Raw genomic sequence first — 21,491 nt, 5'->3', positions numbered from 1 at the left:
GTTAAGTACTGGCGTTTTGATTATCAGCTAATAGCTTAGGTTAACGGCACTTAAAGGAAATTGAACGATACTGTGAAAGACAAAGTGCCTACGTCTTTTTTATCCATTACGTAGTACATGTAGTTAGCTCCTAAAGAGATAGGCCCAAATACACCGTAATCGGCGCCCACACCGTACATAAAATCAAAGCCATCATCATCAGAGAACGCCGCACGACTGTCAGTAAGATCCCAAGAGTGAATACCACCTTTTGCGTAAATTTGCAGAGGACCAAAGTTAATGCTTGGTTTAACAGCAAAATAAACTGAAGATGCCTTCAGGTCGCCACCCGTATATTCAAATTTGCCGTGATCGGTGTAGCCGCCTTCAATACCAATGAAAGGTAAAATACCAGTCCCTATATGAATGTTATATGAGGTTGATGTTTCGCTGTCTAAATCCGATTGGCCAACAGAAGCACCACCGTAGATCCAAGAATCAGCAAAAGCCGTTGAAGATGCCCCAATCAGAGCAAGAGCTAGTAAAGTCTTTTTCATAATTAACCTTTTTATATTGTTTGGCAACGGAGTCACACCGGCACTCCATTGCCACATAGCGTCAAATTACAGTGGATACATTTATCTGATGCAAATTTTATACCTAACAAGCATCAATCGCGTTCTTAATTCGCTTATCAGAAACTGGATAAGGTGTTCCGAGTTGTTGAGCAAACAAACTGACGCGTAATTCTTCTATCATCCAACGGATCTCTTTAACGTTTTCTGGTACTGCTATGCCACGTGGGATCTTGTTGAGTAGTTCTTTGTAATCATTGAGCACTGACTCAATTTTCAGCATGTGCAGACGATCTTTATTCGGATCAACGGGCAATTTTTCCATCCGTCGCTCTACAGCACGTAAATATCGCAAAATATCAGGCAAACGTTTCCAACCACATTCAGTGGCAAATCCTTTGAAAAGAAGCCCTTCGATTTGTGCTTTTATGTCAGACAAAGCAAACGCCATTGTAAAATCGATTTTGCCTTTTAACTTTTTGTTAATGTTGAAGGCCGTTGTCAGAATCGTTTCAACTTGTTGAGCAATATTCACTACAGTATCGCCCAATTCCGCACGCACATACTCTTTTAGCGCTTCAAATTCCTCGGGTTGCCAGACTAAACCGCCCCGCTCTTCTAATAATTTATCAATACCACATGCAATGCAGTCATCAATCAAATCTAAAACTTTGCCATAAGGATTAAAATATAGGCCCAGTTTAGATTTATTGGGCAAATTCGCGTGTAAATATTTAATCGGTGATGGGACGTTAAGCAAGATCAAACGTCTTTGTCCTGCTTTCATGGCACTGATTTGCTCTTGTTCCGTTTCAAAGAGCTTAATTTCCACACTATCTTTTGCATCAACTAAGGCTGGGTAGGCTTTGACTTCAAACCCACCTCGTTTTTGTTGATACACTTTTGGCAACTCACCGAAGCTCCAAGTATGCAAACCTTGCTGTTCAATATCATCATCGGCAACTTGAGAAAGTGTCTCTTGAACTTTTTCTTTCAAACTTTCTTTCAATTCGTGTAAGTCTTTATGTTCTTTGAGCTTACGGTTTCGGTGATCGACAGCTCGGAAAGTGACCTTCAAATGATCAGGCACTTGGTCTAAATTCCAATCTTCACGCTTGACTTCAACACCAGTCATGCGGCGTAGCTCTTTTTCCATTGCATCCAACAACGGCAATTCCATAGGGGTTACACGGGCTAAAAAGGCATCGGCATAATTAGGCGCTGGCACAAAGTTTTTACGAACCGTTTTTGGTAGTGATTTGATCAAACTCACCACCAGCTCATGGCGTAAACCCGGGATCTGCCAATCAAACCCTGCCGGTTCAATCTGGTTTAATATTGGTAATGGCAAGTGAATAGTGACACCGTCACTATCAATGCCAGGTTCAAACTGGTAACTTATTTTTAGCTTTATCCCATTCTGATGCCAAAAGTTTGGATAATCTAAATCTGTAACATGGCTGGCATCACCTTTGAATAGCATCTCTTTTTCAAAGTTGAGCAACTCCGGAGTCTCTTTACTCGCCTTTTTCCACCATGCATCAAAATGACGACCAGAGACGACATCAGTTCCAACACGTTGATCGTAAAACTCAAACAGTTCTTCGTCATCGACCAAAATATCGCGGCGACGTGACTTGTGTTCTAGCTCTTCTACTTCAAGCAGCAACTTGCGATTTTGCTTGAAGAATGCGTGTTTTGTTTCCCAATCACCTTCGACCAACGCACTGCGAATAAATATTTCACGGCATAGAGGTTCATCTATCGAGCTGTAATTGACTAAACGCTTCGGAACAATCGGTACACCGTAGAGCATCACTTTTTCGTAAGCCATGACAGCAGCTTGCTTTTTCGACCAATGCGGTTCGCTGTAAGTACGTTTAATCAAGTGCTTGGCTAGGGGCTCAATCCATTCTGGCTGGATTTTAGCGGCGATACGCCCCCATAGCTTGGAGGTTTCTACTAGCTCAGCCACCATGATCCACTTGGGTTGTTTTTTAAATAAACCTGATGCAGGAAAGATATTAAAACGTGCGTTACGTGCACCTTGATATTCGTGTTTTTCTTGATCTTTAATACCGATATGGGACAGCAAACCTACCAAAATCGCACTATGAACACATTGGTAATTAGCCGGTTCAGCGTTGAGTTTGTAATCCATTTCGCGCATTGACTGATGGATTTGGAAATAGACATCTTGCCATTCACGTACACGTAAATAGTTTAGGTAGTCTTGTTTACACTGTTTGCGAAATTGATTCCCAGTGAGCGCTTTCTGCTGTTTTTGAATGTAATCCCACAAGTTAACTAAGGTGAGAAAATCGGACTCTTCATGAAAGAAGCGGCGATGTTTATCATCAGAAGATTGCTGCTTATCGGATGGCCTTTCCCGCGGATCTTGAATCGACAGTGCAGAGGCAATCACCATTAGCTCTTTTACACAACCAAAACGCGTCGACTCCAGAACCATACGAGCCAAGCGCGGGTCGATAGGTAAACGCGCCAATTTTCGCCCCATATCGGTTAAGCGTTTTTTGGCATCTTGATCTTTTTTCTTTGGATCAGGAACAATGGCCCCTAGTTCTTCCAGTAGTCGCACACCATCTAAAATATTCCGCTTATCTGGGGCTTCAACAAAGGGAAACGCTTCAATATCGCCAAGTCCTAGTGCTGTCATTTGCAAAATAACAGACGCTAAGTTAGTGCGAAGAATTTCTGGATCGGTAAATTCTGGACGAGACAGAAAATCCTCTTCCGAGTACAAACGAATACAAATACCTTCTTCGACACGTCCACAACGCCCCTTACGCTGATTTGCACTCGCTTGTGAAATCGGCTCGATAGGTAAACGTTGTACTTTGGTACGATAACTGTATCGGCTAATACGTGCAGTACCTGGGTCAATCACATACTTGATACCCGGTACGGTCAAGGACGTTTCTGCTACGTTCGTGGCGAGTACAATGCGTCGACCTGCATGAGGTTGGAAAATTTTATTTTGCTCGCCAGCTGACAAACGAGCGTAAAGCGGCACGATCTCGGTATCACGTAAGTTACGCTTACCCAAGGCTTCAGCGGTATCACGAATTTCACGTTCACCATTCATGAAGATAAGTATATCGCCAAGACCTTCTGCGCAAAGTTCATCTACCGCTTCAAAAATACCTTCGAGTTGATCGCGATCGGCATCATCCTCACCAAATAGAGGTCGGTAGCGCGTATCAACCGGGTAAGTGCGCCCAGAGACTTCGATAATCGGCGCGCCACTAAAGTGGTTTGAAAAACGTTGTGGATCAATCGTCGCAGAAGTGATCACCACTTTTAGGTCTGGTCGACGTGGCAGCAACTCTTTGAGATAACCCAAAATGAAATCGATGTTGAGGCTACGTTCATGCGCTTCATCGATAATGATGGTGTCATATTGATTCAAAAAGCGGTCGTGTTGAATTTCAGCCAGTAAGATACCGTCCGTCATCAACTTGATCTGAGTGTTGTCGGAGATTTGATCGTTAAAACGAACTTTATAGCCGACAAAATCGCCTAACTCGGTTTCCATCTCTTCAGCAATACGATTCGCAACAGAACGAGCCGCAAGACGACGTGGCTGTGTATGACCAATCAAACCATATTTACCACGCCCAAGTTCAGCGCATATCTTAGGTAACTGCGTCGTTTTCCCCGACCCAGTTTCACCGGCAACAATGACTACCTGGTTTTCAGCGATCGCCTGCGCGATATCATCACGCTTTTGACTCACTGGAAGCAAATCTGGATAGTCAATTTTCACACGATGTTGAATGCGCTGCTGAGCAACCATCATTGATTGAGCGATATCTAAAGCGATTTCATCAAAGACGGCGTTTCTGGCTTTTTCATTTTTGATTTTACTTGCACCAGCAATACGTTTGCTAAAACGAAACCTATCTCGCATCATGCATTCGCTTAATGCATTGCGCAGTGACGCCGCACTATTGGTTTTGACGGCGGTCTGTTTTTCTTGATTTGGCTGTGACGAGGTCAAAGCGTTTCCTATTCTTTTCATTACACAAAACTGCGCGGATTGTACCATAATCCTTGCCAGTGCGATGATATTATCCTTATTCAATTTTTTAGAATGACTTGACCAATTCAGACAACTTATCTAACAATTCAAATCGACTACGATGTATTCATCCAGTTATTGATACCCTATAGGAAATACATTATGTCTCGCGTTCTTGCTCTTAAATCTAGCATTCTTGGTGATCACTCTCAGTCAAGCAAACTGCTTGACACCTATTTAGCGAAATTTGAGCCACAACAAGTCACACTTCGTGATTTAGCAGCAAATCCTCTCCCTGTATTGGATTTCGCTGTAGCAACGGCACTACGTTCAACAGAAGATCGGTCTGATGAACAGCAAAAAGTCGTATCCATATCTAACCAACTGATTGATGAACTTAAAGCTACGGATACGTTAGTGATTGCTGCACCTATGTATAACTTCACGATTCCAACACAACTAAAAAACTGGTTCGATTTGATTGCTCGTGCGGGTGTCACATTCCGATACACTGAGTCAGGCGTTCAAGGCTTAATTCAAGGTAAAAAAGCAATTGTGATCACCTCTCGTGGTGGTATCCATAAAGATTCAGCCACAGACAATGTGACCCCATACTTAAAAACTATCCTTGGCTTTATCGGTATTACAGATGTTGAATTTGTCTTCGCAGAGGGCATGAACATGGGCGAAGAAAATGCAGCGAATGGCATTAAAAGTGCTACATCGCAACTGGAAGCAATTACTCTGTAATAATTTTATAGAGCGCTATGCATTGCTATAATCTGGATTTGGTTAAACAAGTTTGGTTTAAAAAAGATGGCCTCCAATTGGTGGCCGTCTTTTATCATTAGAAATCAACCTGTATATAAATGGTGTTGTAGTTACTGCCACCTTTTATGCGCCCAAATTGAGAAGATTTCTCAAAAATCGCCGAACGGTGATGTAAAGAATAGCCAAACCAGACATGCTTGAAGTCACTGCTGTCGAATAAATCCCCCATATTCACATCAAAAGAAAAATCGAGATAGTTGAGCAAATGACTCGGCGTATACCCTTTCTTTTCCATCTCTGACTGCTCAATGTAGGTGATATTGTCGATATAAGACATACCTTCTGCAAAACCAAATCGCCACTGAGTTGGCCAATTGAATGTATAGTAAGCCTTGATTGCTGCAATAAATTCAGAACTTGACGATTGAACTTGTGATGACCAGTGATGAGCGACACCTGGAGTAAAATAAATATCTATTGGTAAACCAAACAGTTCATCGGTGAGTGGATGACCGTAAAAAATCGACGTCATCTGGTTATTGTACGGATCTTTTTCTGTTTGAAATTTAAAAATTTCACCAATATTGGATGGTGTTCCCCACCCATGAGCGACGCGTAAATAGCGGTGATTTGTTAGATCACTTTTTGGTGCTTTCGATTTATCATTGAAAAAACCAAATCCTACAAAGAGCTCACCTTGGTATCTGTCACCAACCGCTGAACTATTGTAGGCATTATCATCTAACCTAGTTACGCTGGTTGACCCTAATAGATATAAATTTGAAATGACATGGTAACGAACATCTACGCCCACTTTCAGATCAACGCCAGCGCCAATATTTTCACCACCTAACTGACTAAATGAATAGTAAGAACTATTAAAGTCTGCAGCTTTATACCGGAGGTTTGCACTCGGTGTTAGCTCCCAGTCACCGAAATCAAATTCAGCGGTAGCTCGTAAGTTTGAATGAAAACGAAATTGTTCATCACTCATTAACTCAACATCTAAATGCCATGTCTCATCAAATTGATAACGGAGTTGGAAACCAAAATCCGCAGAATCACCTTCTAGAGCATTTTGTGCCGACTGTGGTACATCAACAAAGCGTAATCGAGTTAAAGCACTTATCTTGTAAGGTGATTGGTCATTACTGTATAAATACGCTCCACCTTCCAAGCCATCGATATACACATAGTCATTTTTAAAATACATCATAGGAACAAACGTACTTACAGACGAGTCACCTGTAATAGTATGAAACGGAATGGATGCCAAGCGATACATTGCAGCAATACCCCACTCTTGTTCTGCTTTAACATGAAATGACATCAGCATAGTCAGTAAAACCGACCATTTTTTGGGGTAAAAATACATTCTGATCACTACTTTTCTCACGAAATCCTGCATTAATGACTTAAATATTAAGCAATCAACTCAGGATCCCTTATGTTTATATTAAGATGGCCGTTACAATAGCGGCTATGATCTCTTAAATGACTGAATTGTGAAAGTATCTGAACTAAGAAAAATTTTAGACTCTCTACCTGAAAACGTAGACCCAGAATTGGTGATGGGCGAAGTATGGCTGCCCGAACGGTTAATCGATACTCAGTTGGATAACAACTTGTTATTTTTAGAGTTCGATAACGCCCCCGAAGAGGGAGAAGGAGAAAATGAGGCTAGAGGTTTTGTTGAGCATGAAATTACAATGATCCGTCAACGTTTTGAGCAAATCCTCGCCGAAAAATCGGATAACAAGTCAAAAGCCGATGCCATGTTAGCGCTTTTTCTTATGGGCCATGAGTATTCCAGTTCAGAAGTTATCGAAATACTTGAAGACCCAAGTGTCCCACCAGATCCCAATGACGGGTATTGACCAATACAATACTTAAAAGCAAAAACTTTTAGGCTTCTTACTTGTATTACTACTTTAGCCTTGCATTATTGTTTAAACGCCATTATTTAATGTTGTAAAGAAAAGATTTAACCAAGGGCTCTACTATGTTCAATGCCATAACATCGCTTTTTAAACAACTTCTAGATGGACAAGATTTAGGAAAAAGAACGACTACAAATCCTAACCTTGCCATCACTTGCTTACTGAAAGAAGTCGCTGGCGCTGATCACCAAATCGATCAAAAAGAAAGTGAAGCGACTTTCAAGCTTACCAAGCGGCTATTGAATTTAGATGATGAGCAAACAACGGCTCTACTCCAACAGGCTAAAGAAACCGTCAAACAATCCGCTTCCCTTTATGACTTCACCTCGCAGCTACGTGAACTCACCCAAGAAACTCGCTATGAGTTAATAAAAGCCATGTGGGAAGTTGCTAATGCTGACGGTGAAATTGATCCATTAGAAGATGCAGTAATCCGCAAAACCGCAGAGCTACTGTATGTTGACCATAGTGAATTTATTCGCGCAAAATTGTCGATACGAACAGCCAATAACTAAATAGATCAATATGCATAGAAGTCGTGTATTGCAACTTCTATGCATGAATAGTTCATGATTCTAATGGCGTGAAAATGAACTCCCCTACCTCAGCATTAAAACCACTGCTCCCGACTTCTTACAATTATTGCCACTACCAAATCACGACAAAATATAATGCGTTCAACTTTATACTCGACAATTTATTAGCGGTTAAAAACACTACTCAGAAAATCACACTCTTAAGAAAGTTTTCTCGGCATAATCCGGTCTGTACGAAAAGAACAAATATTTTGTGTCACAATAATAGTAATTAATTGAAACTATTATCAAAAAAACTCGATAATGGACGTGAGTTAAAGGCTATGCTTTTACTATGCTTAGCACCTTAACTTATTGATAACGATAGATGGATGACTTTATGAACAAGCTACTTAGCACAATAGGAATTACCGTATTAGCTTTTAGCGTCAAGGCGCATGCCGAAGAGTGGAAACAAATTGAACAGCAAGCAAAGGGACAGACCGTTTATTTTCATGCTTGGGGTGGCAGTCAAGAAATCAATCGTTATTTACAATGGGCTGATAAAGAACTTCAACAACAATATGGAGTAACTCTCAAGCACGTCAAAGTGACTGATATCGCCGAAACGACAACACGACTGATTGCCGAAAAAGCAGCAAAGAAAGATAACGATGGCAGTGTCGACATGGTTTGGATTAACGGTGAAAACTTCAAATCCATGAAGGATAACAACCTATTATTTGGTCCTTTCGTACAAGAGCTCCCTAACTGGAAATATGTTGATAAAACACTGCCCATAGACAACGATTTTTCTGAACCAACAGAAGGGCTAGAAGCTCCTTGGGGTGTAGGACAACTGGTGTTTATTCATGACTCCGCCACGCTTAATAATCCTCCGCATTCTTTTGCCGAAATGCTCAGTTACGCCCAAGCGTTTCCCAATCGCTTAAGCTACCCTCGTCCACCAGAATTTCACGGTACTAGTTTTTTAAAATCGCTGCTTATTGAACTGACAGATAATGACGCGGCATTAGCCAAACCAGTTAAACAAAGTGACTTTGACGTTATCACTCAACCACTGTGGAATTATCTTGATCAATTCCATAAAGTCGCGTGGCGTGGCGGTCAGCAATTTCCAGCTGGTACTTCTGAAACCGTTCAATTACTGGATGACGGCCAACTTGACCTTGCGATTACTTTCAATCCAAATGCGGTTTTCTCAGCTCAAGCCAATGGCACATTAGCGGATACAACCAAAGTCTATGCGATGGAGTATGGTGCACTTTCAAACATTCACTTCTTAGCCATACCTTGGAATGCGACCGCTAATGCAGGCGCACAAGTGGCGATTAACTTTCTGCTAAGCCCTGAAGCACAATCTCGTAAAGGAGATCTCAAGGTATGGGGCGACCCGTCGGTATTAAGTAGCCAGTATTTAACCGGCAGTGCGAAAAACACCAAACAGTTCAAGTCCGTGGGAGAGCCACATCCTAGTTGGCAATCAGCGCTAGAAAAAGAGTGGCTTAAACGCTACGGAAGCTAAAGTAGATGTTAAGAGCCCTCTATCTAGTCATCATTTTTGTTTGTATCATCCCCACGCTCCCCGGTTTACTGGGTGTCGTGGCCTCTTCGTTCGGTTATATACCACCGATTGGCCTGCATCACTTATCACTCGGTGGATTTGCCATGGTCTTTGATTGGCAAGGGGTATGGCGCTCTATTGGGCTCACTGTTTACTCAGCAATTGCTAGCAGCTATATCGCCTGCTTAATCAGTTTTGCCATTTTACAGGCGAGCTGGGGAAGTAAATTCTGGCGTAAAGTAGAACTCTCTCTTTCGCCACTACTTGCAACGCCGCATGTCGCTTTCGCGATTGGTTTTGCATTCCTGTTTGCACCGACGGGTATGGGGGTTCGTGCCTTACACGGTCTGTTCGGCTTTGAGCCAAACTCGTACAATGTAGATGACCTTGCACTGTTTATAAAAGATCCATATGCAGTGGGCTTGATAGTGATGCTTGCGCTAAAGGAAGTCCCTTTTCTACTGCTAATGAGCATTTCGATTCTTTCCCAACTCAAGATCGATCACATTGAAAAAGTGAGTGCATCTTTAGGCTATAGCCAAGCGCAAATGTGGTGGAAATGTATTTTCCCCCAATGGCTGGTAAAACTCCGTTTTCCGATGCTCGCAGTAATCGCTTATAGTCTGTCAGTAGTCGACGTTGCTTTAATTCTTGGCCCCACCAATCCCCCCACATTTGCCGTATTAGTGTGGCAATGGTTTAGTGACCCCGACCTAACACTATTACCACGCGCTGCCGCCGGAGCGATGGTGCTATTTGCCATTGCTTCAGCATTGATTGTCTTTGCTCGTGGAGTTGAGTGGACGGTCACCAAATTGTGGAGACATTGGCAATATTCAGGCCGTTATGGGGTAATGTTACCCGGTAAAACATTGTTCATTGGTATTATTTCTCTGACCCTTTTGATGGTGCCACTGATGGTCATTTGGAGCTTTGCTCAACGTTGGCGTTTCCCTGATTTACTGCCAAGCCATTACAGCGACCGATTCTGGCAATTAGAGTGGCACAGTATCTTAAGCACGGTAAACCAAAGTGTGGTCATTGCGATTATCGCCTCCTCAACTGCACTGATTTTTGCCCTCATTGCTCATGAATATCGATGCAAATACCAGTGGCAGATCCCAGGTTATATCATTGCAATCCCGATGCTAATACCACAATTGTCAGTTTTATTCGGACTACAAGTTGTAGCGCTTTATTTGAAAAGTGATGCTTATTTCTTTTGGGTCATTTGGGCTCATGTTTTTTTTGCTTTTCCTTTTGTCTATCTATCGCTTGACGGCCCTTGGAGAAGCTTTGACTACGGGCTCACCAAGGTCGCATTAAGTCTAGGTAAAACACCGCTACAAACTTGGATGAGAATAAAAATACCGATACTACTACCTGCTATTGTTTTTACTTGGGCTGTTGGTATTAGCGTAAGTCTTGCGCAATATTTACCCACCTTGATGCTAGGTGCAGGGCGCATCAGTACTGTGACTACCGAAGCAGTTGCATTGTCGAGTGGATTCGACCGCAGAGTGACGGCTATCTATGCCATTTGGCAAGCTATTTTGCCGCTACTATTCTTTTCTTTATCAATATTTATCAGTCGATTACAAATAAAGTATCGCCGAATCACACTAAAAGGTTTATTACCGAATGAGTCTCTGTCTCGAAAACCTCACCATCCGTAAATCCCAAGGTGAGTTACTCTTTTCTTCGCTTAATATGCAAATAGGCAAGGGAGAAATTCTGACCTTAATGGGACCAAGCGGCTGTGGAAAATCAACCTTACTCGATGTAATAGCCGGTCATTTGTCCAATGAGTTTGACTATTCAGGCACGTTAACTTTAGAGGGAGTAACCTTAAATTCACTCCCAGCTCATCAACGAGAAGTGGGGATATTATTCCAAGATGATTTGCTTTTCCCTCACCTATCTGTATCGGAAAACCTCGCTTTTGCCCTGCCAAATTCAATAAAAGGCCGCCACCGAAAAGAGCTGGCGATACAGGCACTAACTCATATTTCATTAGCCAATTTAGCCAATTCTTTCCCAGACCAAATCTCTGGCGGCCAACGAGCGAGAATCTCATTGATACGAATGCTGTTAGCCAAACCTAAAGTTGCCCTGCTTGATGAACCGTTTAGCAAATTGGACAAAGATCTACGTATACAGTTTAGGGATTGGGTGTTTGAACAACTGAAACAAGCCAACATCCCTGCTTTGATGGTGACACACGATAAGCAAGATGTACCCGCAGGCAGCGCTGTATTAACCTGGCCATGGGAGACAAGCCATGCTTGATCGCTTAAGCATCAAAGTCATTCGCGCACCTTTAACTCTCGGCGCTCGCCTATTAAATAAATGCGGCATAACCGCCAATCAAACCACCGTGTTTGGTTTTATCGTGGGCTGCTTTGCACTGCCAGCATTGGTAACTGAACAGTACTTATGGGCGCTGCTATTTATTGTATTAAACCGAATATGCGATGGCTTGGATGGCGCTTTGGCCAGAATGCAGGGAATCACCGATTCCGGCGGGTTTCTTGATATCAGCTTAGACTTTTTATTCTACTCACTGATTCCATTTGGTTTTGTATTGGCAAATCCAGAACAAAATGCCGTGGCTGGCGCCTTTCTGATTTTTTCATTTATCGGTACTGGCAGCAGTTTTCTTGCTTTTGCTGTTATGGCGGGCAAACGCGGCATCGAAAACCCGGTGTATAAACACAAGTCGCTCTATTATATGAGTGGTTTGACAGAAGGCACGGAGACCATCGCCTGTTTCATTGCATTTTGCCTGCTACCAAGCCACTTCTCCATGCTCGCTTATCTATTTGGTGCTGCGTGTTGGTTTACCACCGCTACCCGAATCTATTCTGGCTTTCACACCTTAAAATAAGCCATATGCTTAAGCTTTCACAACATGGTTAGAGCAAGCTTGGCGAGGTTGTAAGCGTCCACATAACCGGAATGCTGACGGCCTTCCCACTCAATACCCTGAGATTCTTGCGCGGCGCGATGGCCTATGCGCTTTTCTTTGAGTCGGTGTTGAATGCGGTACAAGGTCGACAGGTTTAAAAACTCTTTAAATGGCATATCAATGCCTTTTTGTTGACACTCATTAGCAAGAATTAGGTCATCTCGCCCCCATGAGGCGTAAATTTTATTTGGGCCGCCGAAGTTTTTTACCATCGATTTCAGCACCTCAACCAAAGGACGACCTTGCTTTTCAATTTTGCGTGGCGTAATTCCAGTCAGCTCACTACAGAACAGAGACACTTCATCTTGTTCTGGTTTGACATAATATTGTGCACGCTTGACGATTTCACCTGATTGAACATCAATTTCAGCCAAACCAATTTCAATAATTTCGCCGGTTGTCCCAACGCCATTTTCATTCCAACAACACATTTCTAAGTCGAAACAGACAACTCGGTTATAGTTCATTGTTCAGGCGAATCCTTTAATTTAGTTTTCAGAGTAATGAATTTTACCTGACTCGCTGTCAAAACTCGACTCTGTAAAAAGCCGTTCGCGCAGTTAATCATCGTTCATCGTTCATTTGAGCTTATATTGTTTAAAGAGTGAGCTATTAAATCGTCTTAATACTGATTAATCCTACTTTCCTGAAGCCTTCAGGCTTGAATATGGTAAACTTCGTCCCTATTTTTAAGTCTATTCAGCGCAGACGTTGCCACTCTAATAACCTCTGCACCATTGTCTACAGAGAATTCCGTATGAACTTCGATTTAAATATGATTCCTACTACATTTGATATGCTGCACGCAGGTCTTGCTGCATCCAGCATTTTACTGCTCATTATTGCCGTTTCTCGCAAATCAAAAGTCGTTGAGAAAGTCATTGAAAAGCCGGTTGAGAAAGTTGTCGAAGTCGAAAAACCGATCGAAAAAATCATTGAAGTTGAGAAAATTGTTGAAGTTGAAAAAGTGATAGAGCGTGTTGTTGAAGTCGAATCCAAATTAGCAACTGCCTCAACAGACTCTGCAATGCAACTACTATCCCTTATGCAGCAAGAAGCGCGTCTGATTGATTTTCTCAATGAAGATGTCTCTGCTTTTTCTGACGAAGAAGTCGGTGCGGCCGCGCGCGTCATTCACGCCGGCGGTCAAAAAGTTTTGAAAGATTATGTCGAACTGAGCCCAATCCGCTCAGAAGACGAAGAAACCCGCATTACCATTGAAGCTGGATTTAACCCACAACAGGTTCGTCTTACTGGTAATGTTACAGGCAGCGCACCGTTTAATGGCACACTCGTTCATAAAGGTTGGAAAGCAACGTCAATGACACTGCCAAAATTAGCAGAAAACTACGACGCTAGTATCATCGCCCCTGCTGAGGTTGAACTGTAATGGAACAGAAATCCCCTAAATTCAGTGTTGGTATCGATTTAGGTACCACCCACTGCGTACTCTCTTTTGTTGATACTCAAGATGAAGATACACGCGTTTCAGTGATGAGCATTCCGCAGCTCACCGCACCAGGCACTGTGGAAAGTCGAACTCAATTAGCTTCGTTTTTATATCAACCTCACGAACATGAAATGAATGCTGCTTCACGTGTTTTACCTTGGTCAACAGAACCAACCGCTTTAGTTGGCGCGATTGCGCGTAACCTTGGAAGTAAAACCCCGATTCGTCTTGTCGCTAGTGCAAAATCATGGTTGTGTCATGGTGGTGTCAATCGCAGAGAAGCTTTTCTTCCCGCCGGAAGCAGTGATGATATTGAAAAAGTTTCGCCACTAAAAGCAACGGAGTATTATTTAGAACATTTAAAAGCAGCATGGGATCATGCTCATCCAGAGCAGCCACTCTCTGAGCAAGATGTGACTATTACCGTACCCGCTTCTTTTGACCCGGCCGCCCGTGATTTAACTGCAGAAGCCGCACGTAACGTTGGTTTTGATAACCTAACACTGCTTGAAGAACCGCAAGCTGCACTCTATAGCTGGATCGATAACAGCAATGAGGCGTGGCGTGATGAAGTTAATGTTGGTGATATTGTATTAGTCGTCGACATTGGTGGTGGTACCACCGACCTTTCTTTAGTTGAAGTAACTGAAGAGGAAGGCAACCTAACCTTGAATCGTATTGCCGTCGGTGAGCATATCTTACTTGGTGGCGACAATATGGATCTCGCCCTTGCCTATCGCCTTAAAATGAAACTGGCGCAAGAAGGTAAAGAGCTAGCTCCGTGGCAAATACAAGCGATGACACACGCTTGTCGTGATGCCAAAGAAGCGCTACTTAATGACCGCGAACTCGCTTCCGTGCCGATTGTTGTGCCTAGCCGAGGCTCAAAGCTACTCGGTAGCACATTAAAAACAGAACTGACTCAACAAGAAGTTCAGCAAATGTTAGTGGATGGCTTTTTCCCAAGTGTCAGCATTAGTGAGCATCCCGTACAAAAAACGCGCGGCGCACTGACTCAAATGGGCTTACCTTACGCACAAGATGCTGGTATCACTCGTCATATTGCGGCTTTCTTGTCAAAGCAAGCTAATGCCACCGGTGAAACAACTCCACACAATGAATATAACCCTTTTGCGGGTATGCCTGGTATGGGAGATGCCCCAAAAGCCGATTTCATCAAACCTACGGCTGTTTTATTTAACGGTGGTGTGCTGAAGTCGAATTTATTGGCCGATCGTTTATTTGGGATCATTAACGCATGGCTAAGCTCGGCTAACGCGGCGCACGCTAAACGTTTAAGCGGTTTAGATCTTGATCTTGCCGTTGCTAGCGGCGCTGCCTATTATGGTGCGGTTCGCCGTGGTCAGGGCGTTCGTATTCGCGGTGGCATTGCCTCTAGTTACTACGTCGGAATTGAAAGTGCAATGCCTGCCATACCGGGAATGGCACCACCAATGGAAGCGCTATGTGTCGCTCCATTTGGTATGGAAGAAGGTTCGAGCACACCAGTGCCTAGCCAAGAATTTGGGTTAGTAATTGGAGAGCCTGTGCATTTCCAATTCTTTGGGTCAACCGTACGTCGTGAAGATCAAGCAGGTACTCACCTCGATTACTGGGCACCCGATGAATTAGAAGAACTTCCAGAAATTCAAGTAACGCTACCAATATCTGAAGGACGTCGTCAAGGTGATGTCGTGCCAGTGACGTTAGCTTCACGTGTCACGGAATTAGGCACTTTATATCTTGAGGCAATTGCTTCTGATAATGGCCAAAAATGGCACGTAGAATTCGATGTGCGAGAAGATTCGCAATCCACTCAGTAAACTTTGAAGCGGCATCCTTATGGATGCCGTTTTTGAAATATAGGTGCCACCATGACCTCTCCTCGTTTTCTTGTCGGTATTGATTTAGGAACCACCAATACTGTGGTCGCATTTTGTGAAATAACCGATCAATTAGAAAGTTCCCCCGTTAGTCTTTTTGAGATTGACCAACTCATCGGCCCCGGTGAAGTGGTTCGTAAACCGTTATTACCATCATTTCGCTATCACCCTGCTGATGGACAAATTTCAGCCAATGACTTAACCCTGCCGTGGAATATTCAACCTGTTACTGGTGACACGGCCAATGTCATCATCGGCCAATGGGCTCGCGATCTCGGAGCAAAAGTGGAAGGACGCCAAGTCTCTAGTGCCAAAAGCTGGCTTTCACACCAAGCGGTTGATCGTCGACAAGATATCTTGCCTTGGGCCGGAGCTGCGGATGTCGATAAAGTGTCGCCTGTTGTGGCAAGTGCCAGTTACTTAAACCACATTAGACAAGCTTGGAATTACCGACACCCAAGTAACCTATTGGAAGATCAAGAAGTCGTCGTCACGGTACCGGCTTCTTTTGATGAAACCGCGCGTAAACTCACCGTTGAAGCGGCTTCACTTGCAGGCTTGAATCGCATTGTCTTACTCGAAGAACCACAAGCGGTATGCTATGACTGGTACGCACGCCACCGCCATACTGCCGCAGATGAATTACAACAATTGCCTTTAATTTTAGTGTGTGATGTTGGCGGCGGAACGACAGATTTAAGTTTGATTGAAGCAAAACACTCAGATCAAGGTGAACTATCCCTCGACCGAATCGGCGTGGGTGAACATTTAATGCTGGGGGGTGATAACCTCGACTTAGCCCTCGCGCATTTGGCTGAGCAACGTTTCAATCAATCGAAAAAACTCACAGCAGCAAGTTTAACCAAACTGATTCAACAAACTCGACAAGCCAAAGAGCAGCTGCTTTCAAACCAAGCACCCGATGAAATGAAAATCACGATGCTCGGCAGCGGCTCAAAACTGCTGGGGGGAACAAAAAGTATTTCCCTGACCAAACAAGAAGTGCATCAAATCGCCCTAGATGGTTTTTTCCCAATATCTTCCTTTGATGACGTTCCAAACAGACGCCGCAGTGCCGTTGTTGAATTTGGTTTGCCTTATGTGGCAGACCCAGCGGTCAGTAAGCATGTCGCCGAATTTTTGACCCAGCATCAACACGTGTCACGCAGCGCTCTAAAGCATGAGCAAAACACCCCCGCCATTCCGGTTGGGCTTTTACTTAATGGCGGCGTGTTTAATAGTGAATTAATTACTTCACGCATTATCCAATTACTAACACATTGGCGCGGTTCTGATATCACCGTTCTTGATAACCCTCACCCCGACTGGTCTGTTGCATTGGGTGCAGTTGCCTTTAGTAAAGCTCGCCGGGGTGCACAACTTAAAATTGGCGGGGGATCTGCCCGATCTTATTTCTTGCATCTACCAGAAAGAAATAAACTAGGTAAAGCATTGTGTCTTCTTGCCAAAGGCACAGAAGAAGGACAAGAGATTCGACTCACCAGCCGACGTTTTTCACTCACGTTAGGTGAACCGGTTCGTTTTAACCTATTGACGTCCACTCATGACACATTATCCAACAATACCGCTCTACAAAATGGCATTTTGGTGCCCGTTGATCATGATATGTTTAGCCCTCTCCCGCCTTACATTACGAGCTTGGATGGTACAGATGAACCAACCATGCATGCCAATCAAAAGCAGAGAGTGGAAGTGCAACTGGCTTGCCAGCTGACCGAGGTTGGCACACTAAAAATTGAGTGTGTCAGTGTGGAAGATGAGAGTAAACGCTGGCAACTTGAATTTGAAGTACGTAACCAACAAGCCAGTGATGATGAACAAGTTAAACTTCATCCTCGCTTGCAAGACTCGAAAGATCTGATCACCCGCCTTTACAGCGGCAATAAAAATAGTGCCGATAGTCAGGCAATAAAAACACTCAGCAAAGACTTAGAAAAATGGCTAGGAAAACGAGATGAGTGGGATTTTACTACGCTACGTCACTTGTTTGATTCGCTTACACAAGGGAGAAAACGTCGACGTCGTTCTGAACAGCATGAGAAAAACTGGCTACGTTTAGCGGGTTTTGCTCTTCGACCTGGGTTTGGTGACCCAACCGATGCATGGCGCATTGAACAAATTTGGAGTTTATACCAACAAGGTATTCAGTTTCAGAATCATCAAGGTTGGAGCGATTGGTGGGTATTTTGGCGACGTATTGCTGGTGGATTAAATCAAGAACAGCAGGAAACCATTTTGTCCGATATTGCCAGATACCTTCATCCTGGAGCAATGAAAAACCCTAAATCGGCACAAGAAGCGCAAGATAAAGGTTATGAATCGATGGTACGACTTGCGGCTTCGCTAGAAAATCTAGAAGTGGAAGATAAAGTGTTATTGGCAAGCTGGTTTTTAAATAAAGCCATCAACCATACTCAATTTGAACAAGCACATTGGTGGGCGGTTGGCCGACTAGCATCTCGCACTCCATTATATGGCAGCCACCATTCGGTTATCCCCCGAGAACAAGCAGAGCAATGGCTTCCAAAAATACTGGAACAAAACTGGCAAAAAGAGCCGATGATAGCCTTTGCTGCAGTGATGATATGCAGAAAAACAGGCGATAGACAGCTTGATATTTCAGATCAATACCGCTTACAAGTTTTGAGTAAGTTAAAACAGAGTAGAGTCGCGGAGTCTTGGGTCGCGCTTGTCGAGGAAGTGAATACACTTTCAGAAAGTGAATCAAAGCGTGTATTCGGTGATGCCCTGCCAAATGGACTAATTTTACTTAACCAATAACATCAAAAGCACCATATTCTCTATTTAGCCTTGTTACAATCCCCCTGTGGGGAAAGCGATGAGGTATGGTGCTTTATCTCTAGATGAGTTTATTTCTATTAACTTGATTCGGCAATACAACGAATTATCTCTAAATTTTTCAACAAAAAATCAAATATTTCGTACTCTGCACATATTTAACGCCAAGCTAAGCTCGCATTTTTGTATAAACCTTGTAGAATCTCTCATACTCACAGCACATCGAAATGGTGATGGATAGCGTGAGATCTATACGTAATTACAATAATTCAACTTTACGTCGTTGGCTGTCATTGTTGGCATTTCATAAATTATGGTGCCGTTTTCATCGGGCAAATAATCTCAATATTTGTTTCAAGTGGTGTACTTAACTAATTACTGTAGAAGTCATGAACGAAGATAAATTTACTAATGTCTACCGCCTACCAGGCTCATTACAAATTCGAATTTCCAAATGGCAAAGAACCTTTAAAGGCACGTCAGATTTGGTGCTACACCAAGTATTGGTCGCAAGAAACAAGCAATTTAGGAAACCCCACTTTTTCCCAAAAGGCTGGTGCGTAAACCTATTTGATGAAAATGATATTTCGATTACTCATCATGGCCGTTATATCCAAACGAGCATGAGAACGATGATCGATCGCAAAGTATCGTATAAGCGAGTCTATCTATCACGTGTTCCTCTCGAGCAGGCGGAGCCGGCCTTGCGCAAGTATAAGCAAGAATGGATTCGTAACTTTAATCGAATAGCAAAAGAGTATAATCAGATTAAGAAAAAGCAGTTCTTGAATTTTGCTAGAGAAGAAGCAGAGACACTTTATCCATCAATTCCTAAAGAAGGTTTTGACAAAGCGCTATGGAATAAGTTGGTAGTTTCCAAATTAGGCCCAGCTCAGAAATACAGCAACCCTTATTTCGTTAAGCAGGCTGATTTTTAGTTAGTAAAAAGCCAGAGTAAACACACTCTGGCTTTTTGTCATCGACTTAATGAGACTTTAACAAGTTATCGTGATTATGCGTAATTCGCGTCAACTAATTCACTAACGTCAACTTTGTTTACTTCCGCACGGCTTTCTAGCCATTTCACGACTTGCGCTTTTTCTTCTTCTGTCACTGAACGGTAACGCTCCGTTGCACACAAGAATCCTTCGAATAGCTCTAGACCACCGCCGCCGAAGCACAGACCAATGCTGTCGATGTAATCAATAAACTCATCAACGAAGAGATCATATTGCTCGAAATCTTTGATAGATGTCGCGCAGCTAACTTCAAAACCTAAAATCGCAAATTCACCTAAAAATAGTTTTTTACGGATACGGCGGTTTTTGTTTTCTAGCTTCTCAATTTTCATCATCTTCTCTCTTTCGGTTTGAATGGCGCTTTTATACACCTTTCGACTTCATTTCCCAAATGATTCCTAAACAAAACCATCTCAAGTGGCCAATTTCAAAGCAGTCCGCATCTTTGACTGGGCACTTCTCTCACTGAAAACACTGTGTTAACTCTACTGTGGCGAATATATAAAACAGTTAAACCAATAGCAAAAGAGAAGAGCCACTTCAACGGCTCCTCTCTCTTTATTAGATTGATGATTAATTTGATCAATGGTTAATGCTGAACACCAGATGGATTTTCACCAAACTCTGCCTGCTCATAGATATCAGCCAAGCTCTTTGCACGTTTAGCAACCTTGCGACGTTTTGTTGGTTCAAAGTACTGCTCGACTTGTTTTAGCGTTTCTTCATGTTCTTGAGCAGATTGGACAAAGTCTGGATTGGCTAACGCCTCTTGGCGAAGGCGGTTAACTCGTTCTAACGTTTCCCACAACATATTTCACCTCCAACTTTACTGTGTATACATACAGATTAGTAGAAGCTATTATGATGTCAAGTTTTTCACTGTTTATTTATACAGTTTTTTTTGAAAAAATAAATAGATATCAGCAAGTAGCTGATGCCGTTGACTCGCGTTGAATAAGCTGACCTAAATAGCGATGAGCCGTAACTAGCTGAATATTTTTCCTTTCAGCTAGCTGTAGAGCTAATTCCACCGCGTCTTTCGTTAACTGCTCAATCGGTAAAGAGACCGTTGATAAGCTAGGGACTGAATAAGCCGCTGCCGGTTCATCATCAATACCAATCACCGACACATCAGAGGGGATCGAAAGACCATATTCGTGCAAGGCTCTCATCGCTCCTAACGCCATATCATCGTTACAGGCTAAAATAGCACTAAAGATAGCTTTTTGTTCTAAGAACTTCACAACTGCAGCATACCCTGACTGCATCATATTATCGCCTTCAAACGTTAAAGCGACGTCAAAAGCAATACCAGCTTGTTCAAGTTGAGCTTGGTAAGCCGCAAATCGTAATCGGCCAGTATCACTATCTAGTGGGGATGCAATACATGCGATCTTGTTATGACCAAGCGCCAACAAGTGCTTCATCGCCAAAGCACTAGATTGCTGTTGTTCAAAACCAAAACTGTGAAGTCCTACCTCTTCAATGGTTCGATTTAAGATAACCAAAGGGACAGTCAAAGTCGCTTGTAGCTCTTTTAATGCTCGATTGGTGAGATGCCGACTATAAAGCATGATTGCATCACAACGTTGACTTTGCAGTAATTGCACTGCGCTTTGCTCACCTTCTGCACTATTATGACTATCCATCACTAGCAGCGTTTTTCGAGCCTTTTGTGCTCCCTGAGCCGCTTGGTGAAGCAACGTGCCAAAGTAGCTTCCTTGAAATTGAGGCAGTATTAAACCAATAGCGTTTGCACTGTTAGTTGCAAGTGCTTGAGCTAGCACATTCGGTTGATAGCCTAACGCTTTCATTGCTTGCAAAACAGCATTACGAGTACTGTCTTTCACTTGACCATTTTGGTTAATCACCCGTGAAACAGTGGCTTTTGAAACCCCTGCCGCTTTACAAACATCGTTGATAGTAGCCATTGTAACTCCAAGT

General features: G+C 43.0%; 18 protein-coding genes. 11 read left to right on the top strand and 7 right to left on the bottom strand.

Features of this window, described 5'->3' with window-relative positions; translation table 11 throughout:
* Positions 1 to 50 precede the first annotated feature (50 nt).
* On the bottom strand, positions 51 to 536 hold the full coding sequence (locus tag MCT08_RS08315; protein WP_168522107.1) for an outer membrane beta-barrel protein: 486 nt from the start codon (positions 534 to 536) through the stop codon (positions 51 to 53).
* Between the two features lie 103 nt (positions 537 to 639).
* Positions 640 to 4,575 (bottom strand): ATP-dependent RNA helicase HrpA, encoded by a 3,936-nt coding sequence (gene hrpA / locus MCT08_RS08310; protein WP_261915482.1) that lies wholly within the window; start codon positions 4,573 to 4,575, stop codon positions 640 to 642.
* Positions 4,576 to 4,758: 183 nt separating this feature from the next.
* On the opposite strand from hrpA, the gene MCT08_RS08305 reads away from it, so the two are divergent.
* Positions 4,759 to 5,346: an FMN-dependent NADH-azoreductase gene (locus MCT08_RS08305; protein WP_168522103.1), complete on the top strand. Its 588-nt coding sequence runs from the start codon at positions 4,759 to 4,761 to the stop codon at positions 5,344 to 5,346.
* Positions 5,347 to 5,443: 97 nt separating this feature from the next.
* Here the strand turns inward: MCT08_RS08305 and MCT08_RS08300 are convergent, their stop codons facing one another.
* On the bottom strand, positions 5,444 to 6,703 hold the full coding sequence (locus MCT08_RS08300; RefSeq protein WP_246203219.1) for a MipA/OmpV family protein: 1,260 nt from the start codon (positions 6,701 to 6,703) through the stop codon (positions 5,444 to 5,446).
* A 169-nt stretch (positions 6,704 to 6,872) separates the two neighbouring features.
* On the opposite strand from MCT08_RS08300, the gene MCT08_RS08295 reads away from it, so the two are divergent.
* The 6 genes from MCT08_RS08295 (at position 6,873) to MCT08_RS08270 (ending at position 12,294) form a co-directional block, all read left to right on the top strand.
* Complete coding sequence (locus tag MCT08_RS08295; RefSeq protein WP_168522099.1) at positions 6,873 to 7,244, top strand: VC1380 family protein; 372 nt, start codon at positions 6,873 to 6,875, stop codon at positions 7,242 to 7,244.
* A 125-nt stretch (positions 7,245 to 7,369) separates the two neighbouring features.
* The gene (locus MCT08_RS08290; protein ID WP_274678231.1) at positions 7,370 to 7,822 is read left to right on the top strand and encodes a tellurite resistance TerB family protein; all 453 of its coding nucleotides are present in this window, start codon (positions 7,370 to 7,372) and stop codon (positions 7,820 to 7,822) included.
* Between the two features lie 400 nt (positions 7,823 to 8,222).
* Complete coding sequence (locus MCT08_RS08285) at positions 8,223 to 9,368, top strand: ABC transporter substrate-binding protein (protein ID WP_274678230.1); 1,146 nt, start codon at positions 8,223 to 8,225, stop codon at positions 9,366 to 9,368.
* Positions 9,369 to 9,373: 5 nt separating this feature from the next.
* Positions 9,374 to 11,083 carry an ABC transporter permease gene (locus MCT08_RS08280; RefSeq protein WP_274678229.1) on the top strand — a complete coding sequence of 570 codons (1,710 nt, stop codon included), beginning with the start codon at positions 9,374 to 9,376 and terminating at the stop codon, positions 11,081 to 11,083.
* On the top strand, positions 11,049 to 11,696 hold the full coding sequence (locus tag MCT08_RS08275; RefSeq protein ID WP_274678228.1) for an ATP-binding cassette domain-containing protein: 648 nt from the start codon (positions 11,049 to 11,051) through the stop codon (positions 11,694 to 11,696). Before MCT08_RS08280 ends, MCT08_RS08275 begins: the two co-directional genes overlap by 35 nt.
* Positions 11,689 to 12,294, top strand: a complete 606-nt coding sequence (locus MCT08_RS08270) for a CDP-alcohol phosphatidyltransferase family protein (protein WP_274678227.1) — start codon at positions 11,689 to 11,691, stop codon at positions 12,292 to 12,294. The genes MCT08_RS08275 and MCT08_RS08270 overlap by 8 nt, the downstream gene beginning before the upstream one ends.
* 17 nt (positions 12,295 to 12,311) lie before the next feature.
* Here MCT08_RS08270 and MCT08_RS08265 read toward each other — a convergent pair whose 3' ends face one another.
* On the bottom strand, positions 12,312 to 12,842 hold the full coding sequence (locus MCT08_RS08265; RefSeq protein WP_053312276.1) for a 3'-5' exonuclease: 531 nt from the start codon (positions 12,840 to 12,842) through the stop codon (positions 12,312 to 12,314).
* 290 nt (positions 12,843 to 13,132) lie between these two features.
* Here MCT08_RS08265 and MCT08_RS08260 point away from each other — a divergent pair, with 290 nt between their 5' ends.
* The 4 genes from MCT08_RS08260 to MCT08_RS08245 all read left to right on the top strand — a co-directional run bounded on the left by MCT08_RS08260 (position 13,133) and on the right by MCT08_RS08245 (position 19,466).
* On the top strand, positions 13,133 to 13,765 hold the full coding sequence (locus MCT08_RS08260; RefSeq protein WP_053312277.1) for a DUF2760 domain-containing protein: 633 nt from the start codon (positions 13,133 to 13,135) through the stop codon (positions 13,763 to 13,765).
* Complete coding sequence (locus MCT08_RS08255) at positions 13,765 to 15,648, top strand: Hsp70 family protein (protein WP_274678226.1); 1,884 nt, start codon at positions 13,765 to 13,767, stop codon at positions 15,646 to 15,648. The genes MCT08_RS08260 and MCT08_RS08255 overlap by 1 nt, the downstream gene beginning before the upstream one ends.
* A 51-nt stretch (positions 15,649 to 15,699) precedes the next feature.
* Positions 15,700 to 18,510: an Hsp70 family protein gene (locus MCT08_RS08250; protein WP_274678225.1), complete on the top strand. Its 2,811-nt coding sequence runs from the start codon at positions 15,700 to 15,702 to the stop codon at positions 18,508 to 18,510.
* A 407-nt stretch (positions 18,511 to 18,917) separates the two neighbouring features.
* The gene (locus tag MCT08_RS08245; protein WP_053312280.1) at positions 18,918 to 19,466 is read left to right on the top strand and encodes an MSHA operon transcriptional regulator; all 549 of its coding nucleotides are present in this window, start codon (positions 18,918 to 18,920) and stop codon (positions 19,464 to 19,466) included.
* A gap of 74 nt (positions 19,467 to 19,540) precedes the next feature.
* Here the strand turns inward: MCT08_RS08245 and MCT08_RS08240 are convergent, their stop codons facing one another.
* From MCT08_RS08240 to MCT08_RS08230, 3 genes are all read right to left on the bottom strand, one after another.
* The gene (locus MCT08_RS08240) at positions 19,541 to 19,879 is read right to left on the bottom strand and encodes a YggL 50S ribosome-binding family protein (RefSeq protein ID WP_053312373.1); all 339 of its coding nucleotides are present in this window, start codon (positions 19,877 to 19,879) and stop codon (positions 19,541 to 19,543) included.
* Positions 19,880 to 20,136: 257 nt separating this feature from the next.
* The gene (locus tag MCT08_RS08235; RefSeq protein WP_053312281.1) at positions 20,137 to 20,358 is read right to left on the bottom strand and encodes a hypothetical protein; all 222 of its coding nucleotides are present in this window, start codon (positions 20,356 to 20,358) and stop codon (positions 20,137 to 20,139) included.
* A 109-nt stretch (positions 20,359 to 20,467) separates the two neighbouring features.
* Entirely contained in the window at positions 20,468 to 21,478 is a 1,011-nt protein-coding gene (locus MCT08_RS08230; protein ID WP_274678224.1) for a LacI family DNA-binding transcriptional regulator, read from the bottom strand.
* Between the last annotated feature and the right edge of the window lie 13 nt (positions 21,479 to 21,491).

Origin of the sequence: Vibrio aestuarianus, assembly GCF_028858425.1 — a bacterium.
Classification (GTDB): domain Bacteria; phylum Pseudomonadota; class Gammaproteobacteria; order Enterobacterales; family Vibrionaceae; genus Vibrio; species Vibrio aestuarianus.
The sequence above is the reverse complement of the archived record's forward strand: the minus strand, read 5'-3'. Positions and strand labels throughout refer to the sequence as shown.

What these genes read in the sequence shown, in the direction of transcription:
- MCT08_RS08300 (WP_246203219.1), bottom strand. Translation starts at nt 6,703, where the DNA reads ATGCTGATGTCATTTCATGTTAAAGCAGAACAAGAGTGGGGTATTGCT.
- MCT08_RS08255 (WP_274678226.1), top strand. Translation starts at nt 13,765, where the DNA reads ATGGAACAGAAATCCCCTAAATTCAGTGTTGGTATCGATTTAGGTACC.
- MCT08_RS08250 (WP_274678225.1), top strand. Translation starts at nt 15,700, where the DNA reads ATGACCTCTCCTCGTTTTCTTGTCGGTATTGATTTAGGAACCACCAAT.
- MCT08_RS08285 (WP_274678230.1), top strand. Translation starts at nt 8,223, where the DNA reads ATGAACAAGCTACTTAGCACAATAGGAATTACCGTATTAGCTTTTAGC.
- MCT08_RS08240 (WP_053312373.1), bottom strand. Translation starts at nt 19,879, where the DNA reads ATGAAAATTGAGAAGCTAGAAAACAAAAACCGCCGTATCCGTAAAAAA.
- MCT08_RS08270 (WP_274678227.1), top strand. Translation starts at nt 11,689, where the DNA reads ATGCTTGATCGCTTAAGCATCAAAGTCATTCGCGCACCTTTAACTCTC.
- MCT08_RS08230 (WP_274678224.1), bottom strand. Translation starts at nt 21,478, where the DNA reads ATGGCTACTATCAACGATGTTTGTAAAGCGGCAGGGGTTTCAAAAGCC.
- MCT08_RS08265 (WP_053312276.1), bottom strand. Translation starts at nt 12,842, where the DNA reads ATGAACTATAACCGAGTTGTCTGTTTCGACTTAGAAATGTGTTGTTGG.
- MCT08_RS08280 (WP_274678229.1), top strand. Translation starts at nt 9,374, where the DNA reads ATGTTAAGAGCCCTCTATCTAGTCATCATTTTTGTTTGTATCATCCCC.
- MCT08_RS08275 (WP_274678228.1), top strand. Translation starts at nt 11,049, where the DNA reads ATGAGTCTCTGTCTCGAAAACCTCACCATCCGTAAATCCCAAGGTGAG.
- MCT08_RS08315 (WP_168522107.1), bottom strand. Translation starts at nt 536, where the DNA reads ATGAAAAAGACTTTACTAGCTCTTGCTCTGATTGGGGCATCTTCAACG.
- MCT08_RS08245 (WP_053312280.1), top strand. Translation starts at nt 18,918, where the DNA reads ATGAACGAAGATAAATTTACTAATGTCTACCGCCTACCAGGCTCATTA.
- MCT08_RS08260 (WP_053312277.1), top strand. Translation starts at nt 13,133, where the DNA reads ATGAACTTCGATTTAAATATGATTCCTACTACATTTGATATGCTGCAC.
- MCT08_RS08235 (WP_053312281.1), bottom strand. Translation starts at nt 20,358, where the DNA reads ATGTTGTGGGAAACGTTAGAACGAGTTAACCGCCTTCGCCAAGAGGCG.
- MCT08_RS08290 (WP_274678231.1), top strand. Translation starts at nt 7,370, where the DNA reads ATGTTCAATGCCATAACATCGCTTTTTAAACAACTTCTAGATGGACAA.
- MCT08_RS08305 (WP_168522103.1), top strand. Translation starts at nt 4,759, where the DNA reads ATGTCTCGCGTTCTTGCTCTTAAATCTAGCATTCTTGGTGATCACTCT.